Origin of the sequence: Dyadobacter jiangsuensis (assembly GCF_003014695.1) — a bacterium.
Lineage (GTDB): Bacteria > Bacteroidota > Bacteroidia > Cytophagales > Spirosomataceae > Dyadobacter > Dyadobacter jiangsuensis.
Genome location: NZ_PYAS01000026.1, coordinates 1 through 17,021, shown reverse-complemented (window position 1 = coordinate 17,021; position 17,021 = coordinate 1). Strand labels below are relative to the sequence as shown.

The following is a 17,021-nucleotide window of genomic DNA, read 5'->3' as shown; positions in this document are numbered from 1 at the left end:
GGAATTTACGCTATTGCTTGGCTTGCAAACGAAGATAAACAATTCCCGCTACACCCGAGATCAACGATGCCAGCAGGATGCCGTATTTGGCTTGGTCGATATGAGTCGCATCCGCAAAAGCCAGGTTTGTAACAAACAGGGACATGGTGAACCCTACTCCGGCGAGCATGGAAATGCCAAAAATATGTCGCCAGTTAACCCGCTGCGGAAGCTCAGCCAATCCCGTTTTTACCATCAGCCATGTAAACCCGAAGACCCCACACAGCTTGCCTACGACCAGCCCGATCATAACGCCCAGACTAACAGGGTTAAGTAGCGAGAAAAAAAAGTTTCCAGCGATGTGCATACCCGAATTAGCCAGTGCAAAAAGGGGCATGATTGCAAACGCGACCCACGGATGCAGGCTATGCTCGATTTTTTGAAGAGGCGTTTGCGCATCCAGGCTTAGGCTCTTCACTTCTTCGATGATGTGGTGCTGATCGGCGGTCATCAAAGGCCCATGCAAGGGAATTGCCTTCTCAAATTGCTGGGCATGTCCGCGGATTTGCTCGATGTATTCTTTTTCGTCAATCTTTGTTCTGGCCGGGATGGTGAAAGCGACTAAAACGCCGGCGATCGTTGCGTGAACGCCGGAAAACAGAAAGCACGCCCAGACAGCGATGCCAATCAAAAGGTAAAATAATGTATGCCTGACACCGAGCAGGTTGCCGCCGGCAAGCAGAACAAGAAACCCCCCGGCAAACAGCAAATATGCATATTCAATGTGGGCTGTGTAAAAAAAGGCGATCACCAGTACCGCTCCCAAATCGTCGGCGACAGCGAGTGCAGAAAGAAACACTTTAACCGAGCCCGGTATATGTCTACCTGATAGTGAAAGCAGGCCCAGCGCAAATGCGATGTCGGTCGCCATTGGAATGCCCCACCCGGATTGAGAAGATAGTCCTAAGTTAAGGGCTGTGTAAATCCCGGCCGGGACGAGCATCCCGCCCAACGCGGCCACCATAGGCAGCGACGCCTTTTTTAACGTGGATAATTCGCCGGCCATGAATTCTCTTTTCAGCTCAAGGCCAATTACAAAAAAGAACATAGCCATCAGCCCGTCGTTGATCCAGACGTGGAGCTCATGGTCGAATGAGCGGTTGTCAAAACTAACAGCCAGCCTAGTTTGCCATACATGGTGGTAGGAATCTGATGCTGGTGAATTTGCCCACATCAGCGCTGCGATCACACTAAGAAAAAGGACAATACCTGAGGTGTATTCCTGGTGAATGAATTTGCTGACAGGACGAACGACGATATCGATAGGGGCTTTTGCCATCTGAATTGCCTTCAAAGCGAGTTGGTTTGAAGGCAAATATAACCGCATTCACTTAACAGAGCGGGGAATTTTGTGTCCAGGGCGTAACTAAACATGGTCGCAAATAGTCTGTCTGCCGGTGAAGTTGAATGATAGCACAGCAATTATTTACAATGCAATGACCTATTTTTGTCGAAAGCCGCTTTTGATTTCACGCAATCCTATTACAACCAAAGAACATGGAGCAAATTGTCAATTCTATCAATGATCTTATCTGGAGTAAGGCTCTTATCGGTTTGTGCCTGGCCACGGGTATCTACTTCTCTTTCGTAACCCGTTTTTTGCAGGTACGTTTTATTAAGGACATGGTTAAGCTGCTTTTTGGCGGAAAATCTTCTCAGGTCGGAGTATCCTCATTTCAGGCTTTCGCGATCGCGATCTCAGGCAGGGTTGGTACGGGAAACATTGCCGGCGTGGCAACAGCCATCGGAATGGGAGGTCCAGGCGCTGTGTTCTGGATGTGGGCGATAGCATTCCTTGGCGCCGCCTCCGCCTATGTGGAGGCTACCCTAGGGCAAATTTACAAGACGGTCCAGGACGGGCAATACCGCGGAGGGCCTGCATATTATATTGAGAAAGGTTTGGGAGTTAAATGGTACGCCAACTTGTTTGCCTTCGCAACCATACTTAGTACCGCGTTGTTTTTGCCTGGCGTACAAAGTAACAGTATTGCCACAAGCGCATCAACCGCATTTGCGATCCCGGTCGAGTTGAGTGGTGCACTTGTTTCGGCCTTACTTGCTCTAATCATTTTTGGCGGGGTAAAGAGAATTGGTAAAGTTGCTGAGTTTGTTGTGCCCTTCATGGCTGGGGCGTACATTCTGATGGCGCTCATTGTCATCGGACTCAATATTGATCAGATTCCTTCGGTGTTTGCGCTCATATTTCGGTCTGCATTTGATTTAGAACCAGCCTTTGGCGGTGTTTTCGGTATGGCTGTATTATGGGGCATCAAACGGGGTGTTTATTCCAACGAAGCCGGCCAGGGAACGGCGCCACATGCCGCCGCTGCCGCAGAAACGACTCATCCTGCCAAGCAGGGATTGGTGCAAGCGTTTTCGGTCTATGTCGATACGCTTTTCGTTTGTACCGCCACTGCGCTGATGATACTTTTCACTGGCCAGTACAACGTAGCCAACCCCTCAGGAGGTTTGCTGGTAGAAAACATCCCGGGTGCGGCAATGGGCGCTGAATTTACCCAATCGGCTATCAACGTCCATTTCCAAGGGCTGGGTGGCGGGTTTGTGGCTGTGGCGCTGCTTTTTTTTGCATTTACCACTATCATGGCTTATTACTACATTGCGGAAACCAACCTGAGCTATCTGCTTTCCGGGCGGAATAAAACCATCTACGTTTGGGGCTTAAGACTCTTGATACTGGGCGCTACGTTTTACGGTTCGGTCAAGACTGCGGAGCTGGCCTGGACGCTGGGAGATATTGGCGTGGGGTTGATGGCCTGGCTAAATATCATCGCGATACTACTATTGCGTAAGCCGGCACTGCTCGCCTTGAAGGATTACCAGCGCCAGAAGCGGATCGGGAAAGATCCGGTTTTCATACCCTCTCAGCTTGGAATCAGCAATGCCGGGCAATGGGCAGGGCAGACAGAGGTTGAGTTAACGACAGGCAGCCAGCAGTGATTTCCCAAGTTCAATGGCTTTCTTTCGGTTGAACTGACTGTCGCTGCTTAAATCTACGGTTACCGACAGCTCTATGCCTTTTTCAAAGATGTATAATCGGTTTTCGAAGGAATTCCAGCTGGCCGCCTGTCCAATGCCAGTAACATCAGTGTAGCTTTTAGCTGCCTGGGCAAAAACGGAGCTCAATTCGGACGCCGTAGATTTTTGGGTTTGTTTATCGACATGCATTTGATCCAGCTTTTGAAGATGCTCGTTGATTTGTTGGTTATCGCTTTGACCGTCGATAGCCTGATCAATCTCTTTTTTAGCTGCTGCAAGCTGCTCGTCAGTAGCAGGCCTATGTGACTTCTTGAAACTTTCCAGCGTAACCGTCCTGAGCCCATGAAGCTCGATAACCGCATCGGCAGGCACAGTCATTGTCCGGCCCATGAGTTGGACTTGTTTTTGCCTGTCGGTTTTCCAGCTGTATTGCATGCTGTGATACGAGGCATTTTTCATTACCTGGTTGTATTTCTGCCGGGCCTGTTCCTTGGGTTTACCCGCAAGGTCGGCGGCTATGGCAGGTGTAAGCAGCTGATTAAGACGATTCTGATAGGTAATCAGACAGCCGGCAGGGGAACCGGATTTAACATTGTTCCTGGCATGTTCAGCCCTACCAGAGCCTTCCGAAGAGCAACAAATTGCCAGAATGCACAAGCATCCGATTAAAGGTGGAGAAAGCCAATTCATAGAATATATACGTTATAATTTGGTGAATTCAACGCGCCGGTTGTTGGCGCGGCCTTCCGAGCTTTGATTATCTGCTACCGGCAGTGTTTGACCCTTTCCTTCGGTTAGTAATCTGCTGGCAGAAATGCCCCAGGTTTTGATTAAGGCCTCTTTGACGGCTTCTGCCCTTCGGGTTGAGAGGGTAAGATTGCTTTGCGCGTTGCCCTGGTTATCTGTATGCCCTGTGATTCGTACATTCAATGTTGGAGTGTCATTTAGTGTCTTGGCAATTTCTTCGAGCACACCATAAGAGACACGCTTGATCACCTCTGAGCCCGTGTCAAACAGAATGCCGGTGGTGACCAGTTTGCCTTCTGTCAATAGTTTGCTACGCATGTCAGGCAGACCTTCGGCGACCCTTAGATCCGAAAGGAGCAACTGGCGGTTTTCCACAAAGAAGGTACTTGTTTCAAAAACAAGCCGATAGTCAGCCTCAGCCTGAAATGCGCGAGGGATGTCCCAAACTTTGACTTGGTCCATGTATACGCGCAGGCGATGCTTTTGACGCCATATGGAAATTCTCACAAAGGGTTTGTTTGGGACTTTCCATAGATCGATTTCCCTGTGATTTTGTAATACCTGGCTTTCATCGCTTGCGCGCACCTCAACGTCAGTGCTACCAAGTGGGCTTAATGAGACGGTTACCTGATTGGCAAACCGGCGGTTTAGAATTCTAGCGTTCGATTTGACATCAACAAAGCGGACCATTGTCAGTACCTGATGGGCCTGATCAGTCCCTAGCTCGAACTCGATGGTCGTGTTTTCAGAAAGCACCGGGACAAACTCAGGATAAAACGAACCCTCACCCGAAAACCGTAGCCAATGTCCTGATTTTCCACTTAGTGAGACAACCTCTCCGCTGCCGTCGGTATCCCACCTTGCAGGGAAGTCTCCGATCGCATCCTGGCTGAAATCTTCAATAGCGATAATTTTTTCGCCCGGCAGAAAATCGAACTTCGAGTAGGTGGCAAATGGGGCTTTTGCGTCACGGATGTTTTCGGTTTCTTGCCAGGTAGCTTTTTCTTTCTCGGGCGGTAGTGAGGGCGGCTCGCCAGCGCTTTTATTCTTTTCTTTCTTGCGGAAAAGATTGCCAATGCCTTCCTCCGCTTTGTCAAAGCCCTGATCAATCGATTGGTCTATGCGGCCGTTGGCGCGGTCAGTTGCCTTCCTTTTAACAGTACCGGCAGGATCGATAATCTGCGCCTGACCAAACGGGACAAAGCATGTTGTTACTAAGAGCGAAATGATCAGATATTTCATAGGATGAAAGTAGCAGTGCAGCACAAAGGTCGTCGCGCTTGCCTGTGGATTCAAGAGCTATTGAGCAGCTGGGCATTCTGCTGTAGCCATCTGCACAATCAACTGAGTCAGTGACTAACTCGGCGGATTGTTCTGCTCAGTGGCTTGGTAATTTTTTTGAAACAGAAGTTAACTTTACCTAAGTTGAACAGCCCTATGCGAATCGCCGTTTATATTTTCTGCCTTTTATGTGCCGTCTCTACCTCATTTGCTCAGGACCGTATCCCGCTTAGCAGTGTGGAAATATTTGGCGAGCTCCGCCTTGAGAGCATTGCCGAAGCCCGTGCGAACAAGCAGGGTACGACAGCTAATTTGCGGTGGATCATTGTTAATGATTTGGACAGTGCCGAAGATGTTTATTTAAGAGTGCCCTCCGCTGACAGCGTCGTGGTGCACGCAGCCTTTTTATCGACCGATACTACTTTCGTAACAGGACCGTACGTTCGCGCGAACAGTTGGCTTTTCCCGGAAGATCCGGCGATTGTGCCGCTCCGCATACAGGCAGGACAACAGGTGAAGCTAAATGCCCGGCTTTGGAGTGCCAGTGGAAGGCCATTTTCCGTCAAGAATGTAAGTTTGCAAAGCCGTGAGTTTACGCTGGGGCAGTCACTGAGCGCTTACCGGCAGTTTGCCGGCAGGACAGAGTTTAACGGTTTTTTTCTGGGGGCAGTGGTGTTCGCGATGCTTTTTTCCCTTTTGATTTGGGCCAGAACACGTCAGTTGGTTTTCCTTTACTATGGTTTGTATCTGCTCGGGGCGGGTATATATTCCCTGGTGGTCAAATCGCTGCCTTATTCTTACCTTGCCAGGGCCGCTTATATGGATCTGCCATTGACCTATAAGCTCGGAGAGCCGGTCCAATATTTGTTTTTTGGAGCCTACATTGCCTTTGCGTTCGAATTGCTCGATATTGACCATCGCTATTTGACCTTGAGCCGGTTTGCACGCCTGTTTACGTATCTATTGCTGGTTTGCGGGGGCTGTTTGCTAATTTATAACCTGTTTCGATTCGACTACCTTTTGCAGCAAAAGGCATTTCTGATTTCGAGAATGGTAATCCTTCCAGTCGCGCTAATCCTTTTATCTTACATTGTGTGGCAGGTGCAAAGCCCGGTAAAATGGTTTTTTGTGGTGGGAAGTTCTTTATTTTTCCTGGGAGGACTTCTTGCTGTGGTGGTCGATCCTAAAAGCCGTCACTTGTTTTTTGGGGTAACCACACTAAACCCGGTCAATTTTTTCAAGACGGGGATTCTTTTAGAATGCCTGTGTTTTGCACTCGCTCTGGGAGTCAAAATCCGCATACAGCAAAAGCAACGCGACTATGCAACCAGCGCATACATTGACCAGCTGGAACTGAATCGGCAGATGACCCAAAGCGAAAACGAGCGGCTGGAAAATATGGTCAGGCAGCGCTCAGAGGAAATCCTGGAAAAAAACCTCTTAATCGAAAAGCAAAAACAATCGCAGATGCGATCGGAACTGCAAAAGCAAATCGCCGAGATGGAAATGCGCGCGCTCAGAAGCCAGATGAACCCGCATTTTATCTTCAACAGTTTGAATTCGATTCGCTATCAAATCATGAAGAAAGATTACGATCAGGCAGTATTGTATCTGACACGCTTCTCGAAACTTCTCAGATATATTCTTCAAAATTCACGAGAGCATGTGATTGCTCTCAGCGAGGAGATTGAGATGAACCGACTTTATGTGCAGTTGGAAAGTCTGAGATTTTCCCAGGGATTCGAATTTATCCTGCAAATCCCTGAATCCATCGATACCAGCCAGATTCTAATCCCTCCCATGCTTTTACAGCCGTATATTGAAAATGCGGTCAAGCATGGCCTGGTGCCAAGCGCTAGGCAGTTGAAGACGCTTCGCATCGAGATCAAGGAAATAGAGGGCGGCTGCCGGATCATAGTTGAAGACAACGGGGTTGGGCGGAAGGCTTCCAGCCTGTCCTCTAAGTTTGACGGTAAGCAAAGTCTTGGTATTAAGATTGCCTGTGAACGTATCGAGCTTTTTAATGCGGGATATCATCCGGTCATCCAGGTGCTGATTGAAGACCTCTTTGAAGACCGCGAGCCGAGCGGCACGCGGGTTATGTTCAATTACAAATACACGTGATATGATTTATTCGGTCGTATTGATTGACGATGAACCTCATTGCACAGAAAGCTTAGCTATTCAACTCGCCGCAACCGGACTGCCAGTGCAGGTGGTTGGCAAGTTTAACGATGCCAAGCTGGCCGTAAGCTACCTGGCCAGCCACCAGGTAGACCTGGTTTTCCTTGACGTAGAGATGCCTGCCATGACCGGCTTTGAGCTTCTTGAAAAGGTTTCAAGCCCCGAGTTTGACGTCATATTCGTTACGGCTTATGATCAGTACGCGATCAAGGCCTTTACATATAGTGCCATAAATTACCTTTTAAAACCTGTCGATGACCAGGAATTGGGCGATACGCTGCAAAAATGGCTCGTGCGTCGTGAGAAAGTTGTGCTCCCGCAACAAATGCAATTGTTGAAAAACTATCTTGCTAACCCTGCAAAACCCCGCACTAGGGTCGCTGTTCCTACGTCAGACGGATTAGAATTTCTGGAAATCAGCGACATCATCCGTTGTGAGAGTGAAAGTAACTATACTTGGCTGCATATCAACGATGGCGCGCCATTACTGGTCTGCCGTACGCTCAAAGAGGTCGAGCAGGTTCTGCAAGACAGCGGTTTTATCCGCATCCACCACTCGCACCTGATTAACCCGCAGTACATTCGAAAATTTATCCGCCACGACGGCGGTGTGATCGTGATGGGCGACGGCAGTCAACTACCCGTGGCAAGAACGCGCAAAGATCGACTCTTTGAGCTATTTACTTATGTGCAGCGCCTGTAAGCAAGGCTGTTAGCAATGCGGCCACCTGCCCCTGATCAGCAATTCTGCTCCTGGCTGCTGTCTGACCTGCCCCCACCGTGATGGTGAAGCTGGATTCAGGCAGTGCCAAAAACATATCTTCATCGAGTGGTATCGTCTCCGATGGCCAGCACGAAGTCATAGTCGCCGGTTTCAATGTACTGTTCCGCAGCAGTTCCCTTATTGTAGGCTGCCTTTTTTACCTCGATTACCTTATTACCATCGATAGTCTGCAGACCGAGTTCTGAGACGATCGGGCTTTGTGCTAATTGTTCGAGCAATCTCTTTGCCAGTTTCATGGCTTCGTCCTGATTTTTGGCCGTGCGATAATGCCAGGCAAGGGAGCTTTATTGGCGTGAATCCTGACAACCAGAACAAAGGTGTTGGAAAAGGAATGATGGCAGAGTTGTTGGCAGAGTCCCGGCGGATGGGACGAGATGTCTACCTTGAGACATCGACACTTAAAAATTTGCCCGGGTACCGCAAATTCGGTCTGGAAGTGTACCGGCAACTTAGCTTTGGATATGATCTTTTTCTTATTCGGAGTAATGGCAGCAAGGATTAGGAGTGAACAGTCGGCAAGGGTAAGATCGGCACCGGATTGAGCTTTCAATACCGGTGACTAAAGTGGGGACTTTCAAATGGCCTCGGATAAATGTGTAAGCTGCTATATATACTGTTGTTCTCCTGGTTACAGAGCTGGATTCAGGAGAAGATTGGTATCCAGGTCGACAAGGATCACGTGGGAACTAACTTGCTTTTTTATGGAGATCTCCGATGTCCGACGGCGTTCGCCTGTCAGCAACATCAAGAGGATATTTGGGTGACGGAAATGAAGTCAGATCCGGTAATCCAGGTGATACGATCATTAAATTAAATAATGATCTACATTATAAATTGCTTGGATTGTTGGCGCTTGCAGTTTGTCTTTGCGGCTCAAAATCCGTTTGCGATTTTTCAATAGTGCGATTTGTCAAGAAAAGTTATTCCTCGGGCAATACGTAAACAGCAGATCTTGGCGATAAATAAAAGTTCGCTGTTTCGAAACTGGAAATCAGGTGAAGAGGATGACCGTCGGGCGACCCTGCTGACCTTAATTCGCGACAATCAATTCTTTCTGATTTAGCAAATGCGCGGAAGCCGACAGATGCGCAGTAAAACGTCAGCCGGTTCAACTGATCTCACAGTCATGACAGTGGCAATTCCCGGAAGGTCAAGCAGTGAATACGCCTTCGACAGAGAGGCTAGCCGGTGTTTTCTGTGCTCCCTCTGATAGCAGCAGTTTTACCATGCACATGTCAAAAAGGGCAAGTAATGTATAAATGATAGTTATTCAGGTTTAATGTATACCTTCGGCGGAATTTGATTTGCTGAAAACGAAAATCTCCCTATGCCATCCTGTACATGGCATTCTTTTTTTGAACCTGACAAAGAATAATTGCCTAAGAGCAGCTCTGGTCGAATGATTGTAGACAAATCTGATATCGAACTGTGGGAGCTTTTTACCTCCGGAAGCCAGACCGCATTCGGCCGGCTATACGATAAATATGCAGATCTGTTGTATGCATTTGGACTGCGTTACACATCAGACAAGGATATGGTGAAGGATTGTATTCAGGATCTTTTCATTGATCTTCTTCACTACAGAGACGAACTGGCTAAGGATGTGAATGTGCGCTTCTACCTTCTGAAAAGTTTTAAAAGAAAATTACACACGGCGAGTAAGAAGGCTGCCATTTTTAGTCTGAACGAATGGGATCTGGACGACAAGGTGGTATCCGGGTTTTCGTTCAGCGCTGAACAGGATACAGTCAGTGATGAAAGACAGCGCGAAATGCTGCAAGCCCTGGCAGTGGAAATCAACAAGCTTCCCGAAAGACAGAAGGAGATACTTTACCTGAAATTTACACACAATCTGGATTACGAAGAGATAGCTTCTATGATGCAAATCTCGGTCCCCACTTGCAGAACCTTTGTGTATCGTGCGATTAAGGAACTTCGCGGTAAGCTTGAAATAAGTACTATATTGTTGATTTTATGGGCTTTATAAAATCAACATATTCTTTTTGTTAAAAAAAATCATTTTAGAAGTCTATATTTCGCAGTCTTGTTTCTCTTTCAGTAAATTTTAGTTTCCATGGAAGAGGAAGATTACGGCTCCTTACAAAATCATCTAGAAAATGATCCCGATCTGACAGGTCCGGAACGCGTAATTGCGGATAATACGAGAATGCTGTTCGAATCGGTTCCCCAGGAAAAACTACCTGAAGGCGAAAAAGACCGGATCTGGAACCGAATAATAGGGTATGCTCAGATACCGAAAGCGGATACCAGGAAAAGGCTTTTCAGGCTTGCAAGCTGGTATCGCGTAGCTGCCGTCGTTACCCTAATTTCGTTAGCAGGAGTGGGGTATAAGCTATTGAAACGTCCGGATAGTGATGTGATGAAACAAGCCGCATCATCGGTATCTATCGAATCCACAGAAACTCGTCTCATGCTGGCAGATTCCAGAACCATTCATTTAAAGGGTGAGAATTCTGATGTTGTATATCAAAATGACCTGATCAGAATCGACTCATCCGGTGTCGAAAAAAATGTAAATCCTGCGCAAAAAGACGGTTTGAACACACTGGTTGTTCCTTACGGGAAGAGATCTAGAATTACATTGTCTGACGGAACAAAGATCTGGCTCAACTCCGGCTCCCGACTTGTATACCCATCTGAATTTGCAGAAGGAAAACGCGCGGTATACCTGGATGGTCAGGCCTATTTTGCGGTAGCTCATGATACCGATCGCCCGTTTTATGTTCAGACCGACCGCATGGACATCAAGGTATTAGGGACAGAGTTTGACGTCAGCTCTTACGGAGATGATCAAAAGGTATCCGCCGTATTGGCGAAAGGAAGCATAGAATTACTTACTCAAAAGGATTCATTCTGGGGTGGCCAAAGATCTAAGATGGTGCCTGGTACCCGCGCTGTTTATGACGGAATTTCCAAACGGGCGCAAATTGACAAAGTGAATGTCGACGAATATATCTCCTGGAAAGACGGGTACCTGATCGCCCGTCATCAAACGTTGAACGAGGTCTTCAAGAAATTATCCCGCTACTACAAATACGATTTCACCATTCAGGATGAGGAAGTTGGAATGGAAACATTTTCAGGCTCTCTGGACCTTCATGAGGATATAGACCAGATGGTCATCGGCCTGGCGGACGCTACATCATTGAAATATCACAAATCAGAAAGGAGGTTCATATTCGAAAAGAAAGATACACCATCCGAATAAAAACGGAAGACGCGGCTACGTCTCCCGTTAGAATGCACTTGCAGGCAAGCAAGTGATTTTTAAACAATTGTGTTCAACAAATGTCCATTCAAATTTATGAAAAAATTTGACCAGTCAGGGTATTGCCCTTTGGGAGAATTCTACCCACAAAAATTACTCAGATTTATGAAGCTGACAGTGTTGCTGTTATGGATCGGAATGATGGGTGTGCACGCTACCGGATATTCCCAAAAAGGAAAGATAAGCGTCAAAATAAAAAATGGCGATTTAACAACTCTTTTTAACAAAATTCAGAAAGACACCGATTACAGAATTTTTTACAAGGATAATCTTCTCAATAAGGCTGGTGAGCTGAAAGTAAATCTGGATATGGAGAATGTGGAAGTGACCACGGCACTTGACCAGGCATTAAAAGGCAGTCGGCTGGATTACAAAGTAAACGGCAGACAAATATCGATTGTCGAAAGAGAACCTGAAAAGGAAAAGTTCCGAGTCTTGCCGGAGAAGACCGGGTTGGTTGAACAAAAAAGCATCCTGCTTTTTGAGATCACAGGCGTAGTCAGAGATCAAAAAGGAACTGCACTGGCTGGCGCTACAATAACGATCAAAGGATCGACGAAAGGGACGACAACAGATGCGAATGGGGTATTTAAACTCAATGCGGAGAAAGGGGAAATTCTGGTTTTTTCATTCATCGGTTATCTGGGCAAGGAGGAAATCGTAGGGGATAAAACTTCCTACGAAATAGAACTGGCCGAAGATGCGGCGGGATTGGAGGAAGTGGTCGTAGTTGGTTTTGGGACGCAAAGAAAAATCACAACGATCGGTGCCCAGTCCACGATCTCCGTTGCAGATTTGAAGCAGCCCGTCCGCAACTTGACGACGGTACTGGCTGGACGCATTTCCGGTGTTATTTCCGTCCAGCGAAGCGGGGAGCCCGGATACGACAACGCATCCCTTTGGGTTCGCGGCGTTTCAACTTTTACCGGTACAAGTCCGCTCGTATTGGTTGACGGTGTCCAACGTGATTTCGCCAATATCAATCCTGAGGATATCGAGAGTTTTTCAATATTGAAAGATGCATCCGCGACTGCGGTGTATGGTGTCAGGGGCGCCAATGGAGTCATTCTTATCAACACAAAAAAAGGAAAGGCAGGCCGGCCGCAAATCAATGTCGGTTTGAGTCAGGGTGTAACCTCTTTTACAAAGCTGCCCAAGTTTGTTGATGGTGCAACGTATATGGAGATGGTTAACGAAGCCAAGTCTACCAGAGGGAATCCGGTTTCCTATTCACAGGATGCAATCGATAAAACCAGGAGCGGTGAAGATCCCTATCTGTATCCGAATGTCAATTGGTTTGATGAAATTTTTAAAAAATATGGCAAGAACAGCCGGGTGAATTTCAACATCACCGGAGGCTCTGAGAATGCCGACTACTATATCTCAACATCCTATTTCAGCGAGGCGGGCTTGTTTAAAACCGATGGATTGTCCAGCTACAACTCGGCTATCAAAACAGACAGGTATAATTTCACCTCCAATGTAAACCTGAATCTGACTAAAACTACAAAGCTGAGTCTGGGGATACAGGGGTATGTCATGAATGGTAATTTTCCGGGAACAGGTACCAATGACATATTCGGGTCAGCCATGCAGGCACCACCGGTCATTTACCCGGTCAAATATCCTGTTGGAAAAATTGCAGGTCTTCAAGCCGGTTCTTCCGTCCAGAATCCTTACGATCAACTGACGCAATCCGGATATGTAACTGAATGGCGCAATCAGCTTTTGTCCAACATCCGGGTTAATCAGGATTTAGGGTTCTGGCTGAAAGGATTGAGTTTTACATCCATGTTTTCGTTTGACGCCTATAATCAGCATACACTCCGGCGGACAAAAACTTCCGATAACTGGCTGGCGACAGGAAGAAATGAGGCAGGGGATCTCGTTTACAATCAGACGAGAATTGGAAGCGAATACTTGGGTTATTCCAGAACTAATAGCGGTGACCGGCAATTCTACACGGAAAGTTCTCTGAATTATAACAAAAATTGGGAGAAGCACGGATTGGGCCTGATGTTGCTTTATAATCAGACAGACAAGGTGCCAGGCTTCGCAGACGATTTTATTCTATCTCTTCCGTTCCGAAACAGAGGTATAGCGGGTCGCGGTACCTATTCCTTCGCAGACAGGTATCTGATGGAATTCAATTTCGGTTACAATGGATCCGAGAATTTTGAGCCTTCCAGAAGATATGGATTCTTCCCTTCAATAGGGTTTGGATGGGTGGCTTCTGAGGAGAAGTTTTTTAAACCGCTTGCTAACGCATTCCAGCTCTTCAAATTCAGGTTCTCTCACGGACAGTCGGGAAACAGCAATATCGATCCCGACAATACAAGGCGATTTGGCTTTATTTCTACGGTGAATAATAACAGCTCGTATACGTTTGGTAAAGCCTATGATGATAAATTGGACGGTTTGGATATCGCTGAATACGCAGCAAGTGTGACCTGGGAGGTTTCAACCAAAACAAATTTTGGCTTAGACTTACGCATGTTGAATAATGCATTGTATCTGCAATTGGATTACTTCAAAGAGCATAGAGATGGTATATTTCTTCGGAGGTCGTCATTGCCAGCCACGCTAGGTTTGAGAAATAACCCCTATGGGAATTTAGGAGTGACAGAAAATAAAGGATTCGACGGCACGATTGAGTATAACAAGCGAATCGGTAAAGTGGATTTTGGATTGAGAGGCACATTTACCTACGCAAAAAACAAGGTGATTCAGGACGACCTGCCACCATGGAAGTACCCGTGGCTGGAACGTAAAGGCCAGAAGATAGGTCAGCGATTCGGTCTTATTGCGGACGGACTGTTTGAGACGGAAGATGAGATTAAAGCGCATGCCACACAGGTAGGGAAGGTATTGCCCGGCGACGTTAAATTCAAGGATATCAACGGCGATGGGAAGATAGATGCATTCGATGAGATGCCGATCGGATTTGGTTCAATTCCCGAAATTGTCTACGGATTTGGACTAACATTGGGTTATAAAAATTTCTCTCTTGCTGGCTTTTTCCAAGGCATCGGTAATGTGGATATTCTGTTAAGCGGAGAAGGATTCGTTCCTTTTCAGCAAGGTGGTAACCGCGGTAATCTTCTGTCTGAAATTACCGACAGGTGGACACCTGAAAATCCAAACCCCGATGCTTTTTATCCCCGACTCACTTTTGGAGACGAGAATATGAATTATAGAACAAGCTCTCGCTGGGTACAAAACGGTCGTTATTTGAGACTGAAAAACCTGGAATTGGCTTACAAATTTCCGTCAAAATGGTTTAAAGCAATAGGCGTGAAAAATTCGAGAATTTACTTGCTTGGATATAATGTGATGACGTTCAGCAAATTCAAATTGTGGGATGTTGAGTTAGGTGATGGAAGAGGGGCTGGATATCCTAACCTCGTAAGCTACAATGTGGGTATCGATTTCAATTTCTGACATTAAAAGAGATCTAAGATGAAAAAAATAATATACAGTCTGATGTTTGTAACATGGTTTTCTTCTTGTAGCGAAGATTTCCTTAACCAGGTCCCCGACGATAGACTATCAATTGACCAGGTTTTTCAGCGCCGTACTGAAACTGAGCGTTATCTGTACGGTGCATACTCCTATGTAAGGGACGAAGCAAATCAGTGGGGAAATAACCCATGGACAGGTATGTCTGACGAAGCTGATATGACTTGGGCACGAAGTGGTTATAACACCTATTTTGCGAATATCGGCAGTTGGGATGCTACCTCTAATTTCTTTAATTTCTGGACTCATTATTATCAGGGAATACGCACTGCAACCTATTTCATGCAGCGGGTGGGAGAAAATGCAGAAATTCTCCGCTTGCCGGAGGGTAAGCAGTTGATTACACAATATACAGCGGAAGCCAGAGCATTAAGGGCTTACTATTATTTTTGTTTGCTGCGGCAATACGGTCCGATAGTGATTTTGAATAGTGACGAAGTTATTCCTCCTGATCAGCCTTTGGACGACTTACAGATTGCAAGAAGTTCATTCGATGAGTGTGTTAGCTTTATTGTTTCGGAGTTGGATAAAGCAGCAAATGATTTGCCTGAATGGTATGGACAGGATCGTGAGTATGGCAGGGTAACAAAAACTTTTACCAACGCAGTGAAGGCAAGGTTACTTTTGTGCGCTGCCAGCCCGTTGTATAATGGTAACACGGAACTGGCCGGTATGAAGAATATTGATGGAAAACAGTTGATAAGTCAGCAGTACGATGCTACAAAATGGAAGCTGGCTGCTGACGCTTCAAGGGCAATTATAGACCTGAATCGTTTTACGCTCTTCAAGCAAAATAATGAGTCCGGGGTTTTTGATCCTTATTTATCTTGTCAAAATGTCTTGCTTACACCTTGGAACAGTGAAATCATATTTGCCAGAGTTGACAACGGCCTGCAGGATTGGGAACGACATGCGGCTCCTCGTTTTGGAGGAGGATGGAGCGGTATCGGGGTGACGCAAAATATGGTAGATGCCTACCATATGGCTAACGGTAAAAACATTAAGGAAGCGGGATCCGGATATGTTGAGGACGGATTTTCAACGGCAGATGACAAATACACCAAAGCAGGTACATACAACATGTGGACAAAGCGGGAGCCAAGATTCTATGTATCGGTGGTTTACAATGGTAGTCAATGGATGAATACATCTGATGGTATCAAAGTAGTGGAGATGTTCAATACCGGCAATACGGGCAAGGCTGGTTCCTATGATCATTCGGCCACGGGCTATCTGGTTCGCAAGAATGTGGATCCGAATTCCAATCCGCGTATCAACCGCTATTCTCGCCGCCCTTTGGTTATGTTCAGGTTGGGGGAGTTTTATCTAAATTATGCGGAAGCATTGAATGAAATCGAGCCCTCAAACCCTGACATTGCAAAATATGTAAATCTAATCAGGGAAAGAGCAGGCATTCCCAAACTGGCCACCGGACTTACGCAGGCTCAAATGAGAGAAGAGATCCGAAATGAACGCCAGGTTGAACTTGCCTTCGAAAATCAACGGTACTTTGATACGCGTCGTTGGAAAATTGCTGAGCAGACTGACGCCGGTCCGTTTTATGGTATGAATGTGGATGGAGGAAAAAGTGTAAATGATCCGGAATTCTATCAAAGAAAGGTTTTTGAAACCCGTATTTTCAAAAAAGCTTATTACTTTTTTCCGTTGCCTCAATCGGAGATAGACAGAAATAAAAATCTGATCCAGAATCCCGGCTGGTAGTTACCTTAAATCAAAATCCCCAACACCAAATTAACGGAGGTTGGGCATTTTGATTCGTGACGTTAAGATTTACTATCTAATCGTCCGATATCCTTGGAGACTTATTGGTTGTTAAACAACGCCGCCAGCTTCCTCAAATCATCCAGTAAATGGTTCGACTTTTGTACCGTAGGGTGCACTACATGATTGAATAGCTGTTTTCAAAGACTGGCCGACAGCACTTCCCAACCTTCCGATTTCCTCGGGAGGTTTTTTGTTAGGTAATATTCTCGGTACACTTGTGTATGTGACGGCACTTAAAAATTTACAAGAGTTTCTTCGCTATAAACACAAAGCGTCAGATATCAGGATTGACGAACTTGACTAGATATTCCTGCGAAAGTACGCCAGTGTTCCTGAGCAAAGGTCGCCAAAAATTCCTGGGCAAAGTACGCCACCTGAAAGTGGCTTGACATCACT

At 46.4% G+C, this 17,021-nt stretch carries 11 protein-coding genes; 7 read left to right on the top strand and 4 right to left on the bottom strand.

Translation table 11 applies throughout. The features are described 5' to 3' along the window. Positions 1 to 10 precede the first annotated feature (10 nt). Positions 11 to 1,333, bottom strand: coding sequence for a Na+/H+ antiporter NhaA (gene nhaA, locus CLV60_RS32165; protein ID WP_229211231.1), 1,323 nt, complete (start codon positions 1,331 to 1,333; stop codon positions 11 to 13). A gap of 203 nt (positions 1,334 to 1,536) precedes the next feature. Here nhaA and CLV60_RS32160 point away from each other — a divergent pair, with 203 nt between their 5' ends. Beyond that, complete coding sequence (locus CLV60_RS32160) at positions 1,537 to 2,997, top strand: alanine/glycine:cation symporter family protein (RefSeq protein WP_106599510.1); 1,461 nt, start codon at positions 1,537 to 1,539, stop codon at positions 2,995 to 2,997. Here the strand turns inward: CLV60_RS32160 and CLV60_RS32155 are convergent. Next, complete coding sequence (locus CLV60_RS32155) at positions 2,974 to 3,726, bottom strand: hypothetical protein (RefSeq protein ID WP_106599509.1); 753 nt, start codon at positions 3,724 to 3,726, stop codon at positions 2,974 to 2,976. The two genes, CLV60_RS32160 and CLV60_RS32155, sit on opposite strands and share 24 nt — an antisense overlap. Positions 3,727 to 3,738: 12 nt before the next feature. Then, positions 3,739 to 5,025, bottom strand: a complete 1,287-nt coding sequence (locus tag CLV60_RS32150) for an OmpA family protein (protein WP_106599508.1) — start codon at positions 5,023 to 5,025, stop codon at positions 3,739 to 3,741. 195 nt (positions 5,026 to 5,220) lie between these two features. On the opposite strand from CLV60_RS32150, the gene CLV60_RS32145 reads away from it, so the two are divergent. Together CLV60_RS32145 and CLV60_RS32140 are read left to right on the top strand one after the other, a co-directional pair. After that, a complete protein-coding gene (locus tag CLV60_RS32145; protein WP_106599507.1) occupies positions 5,221 to 7,188 on the top strand; it encodes a histidine kinase in 1,968 nt (655 codons plus the stop codon). A gap of 1 nt (position 7,189) precedes the next feature. Then, on the top strand, positions 7,190 to 7,951 hold the full coding sequence (locus CLV60_RS32140; protein ID WP_106599506.1) for a LytR/AlgR family response regulator transcription factor: 762 nt from the start codon (positions 7,190 to 7,192) through the stop codon (positions 7,949 to 7,951). Positions 7,952 to 8,070: 119 nt separating this feature from the next. Here the strand turns inward: CLV60_RS32140 and CLV60_RS34530 are convergent, their stop codons facing one another. Further along, positions 8,071 to 8,268, bottom strand: a complete 198-nt coding sequence (locus CLV60_RS34530) for a trehalose-phosphatase (RefSeq protein WP_211302309.1) — start codon at positions 8,266 to 8,268, stop codon at positions 8,071 to 8,073. Between the two features lie 1,163 nt (positions 8,269 to 9,431). Here CLV60_RS34530 and CLV60_RS32120 point away from each other — a divergent pair. The 4 genes from CLV60_RS32120 to CLV60_RS32105 all read left to right on the top strand — a co-directional run bounded on the left by CLV60_RS32120 (position 9,432) and on the right by CLV60_RS32105 (position 16,562). Then, entirely contained in the window at positions 9,432 to 10,019 is a 588-nt protein-coding gene (locus tag CLV60_RS32120) for an RNA polymerase sigma factor (RefSeq protein WP_106599503.1), read from the top strand. A gap of 87 nt (positions 10,020 to 10,106) precedes the next feature. Next, the gene (locus tag CLV60_RS32115; RefSeq protein ID WP_106599502.1) at positions 10,107 to 11,261 is read left to right on the top strand and encodes a FecR family protein; all 1,155 of its coding nucleotides are present in this window, start codon (positions 10,107 to 10,109) and stop codon (positions 11,259 to 11,261) included. A gap of 165 nt (positions 11,262 to 11,426) precedes the next feature. Continuing rightward, a complete protein-coding gene (locus CLV60_RS32110; RefSeq protein WP_170118924.1) occupies positions 11,427 to 14,762 on the top strand; it encodes a TonB-dependent receptor in 3,336 nt (1,111 codons plus the stop codon). 18 nt (positions 14,763 to 14,780) lie between these two features. Further along, entirely contained in the window at positions 14,781 to 16,562 is a 1,782-nt protein-coding gene (locus CLV60_RS32105) for a RagB/SusD family nutrient uptake outer membrane protein (protein WP_106599500.1), read from the top strand. Positions 16,563 to 17,021 lie beyond the last annotated feature (459 nt).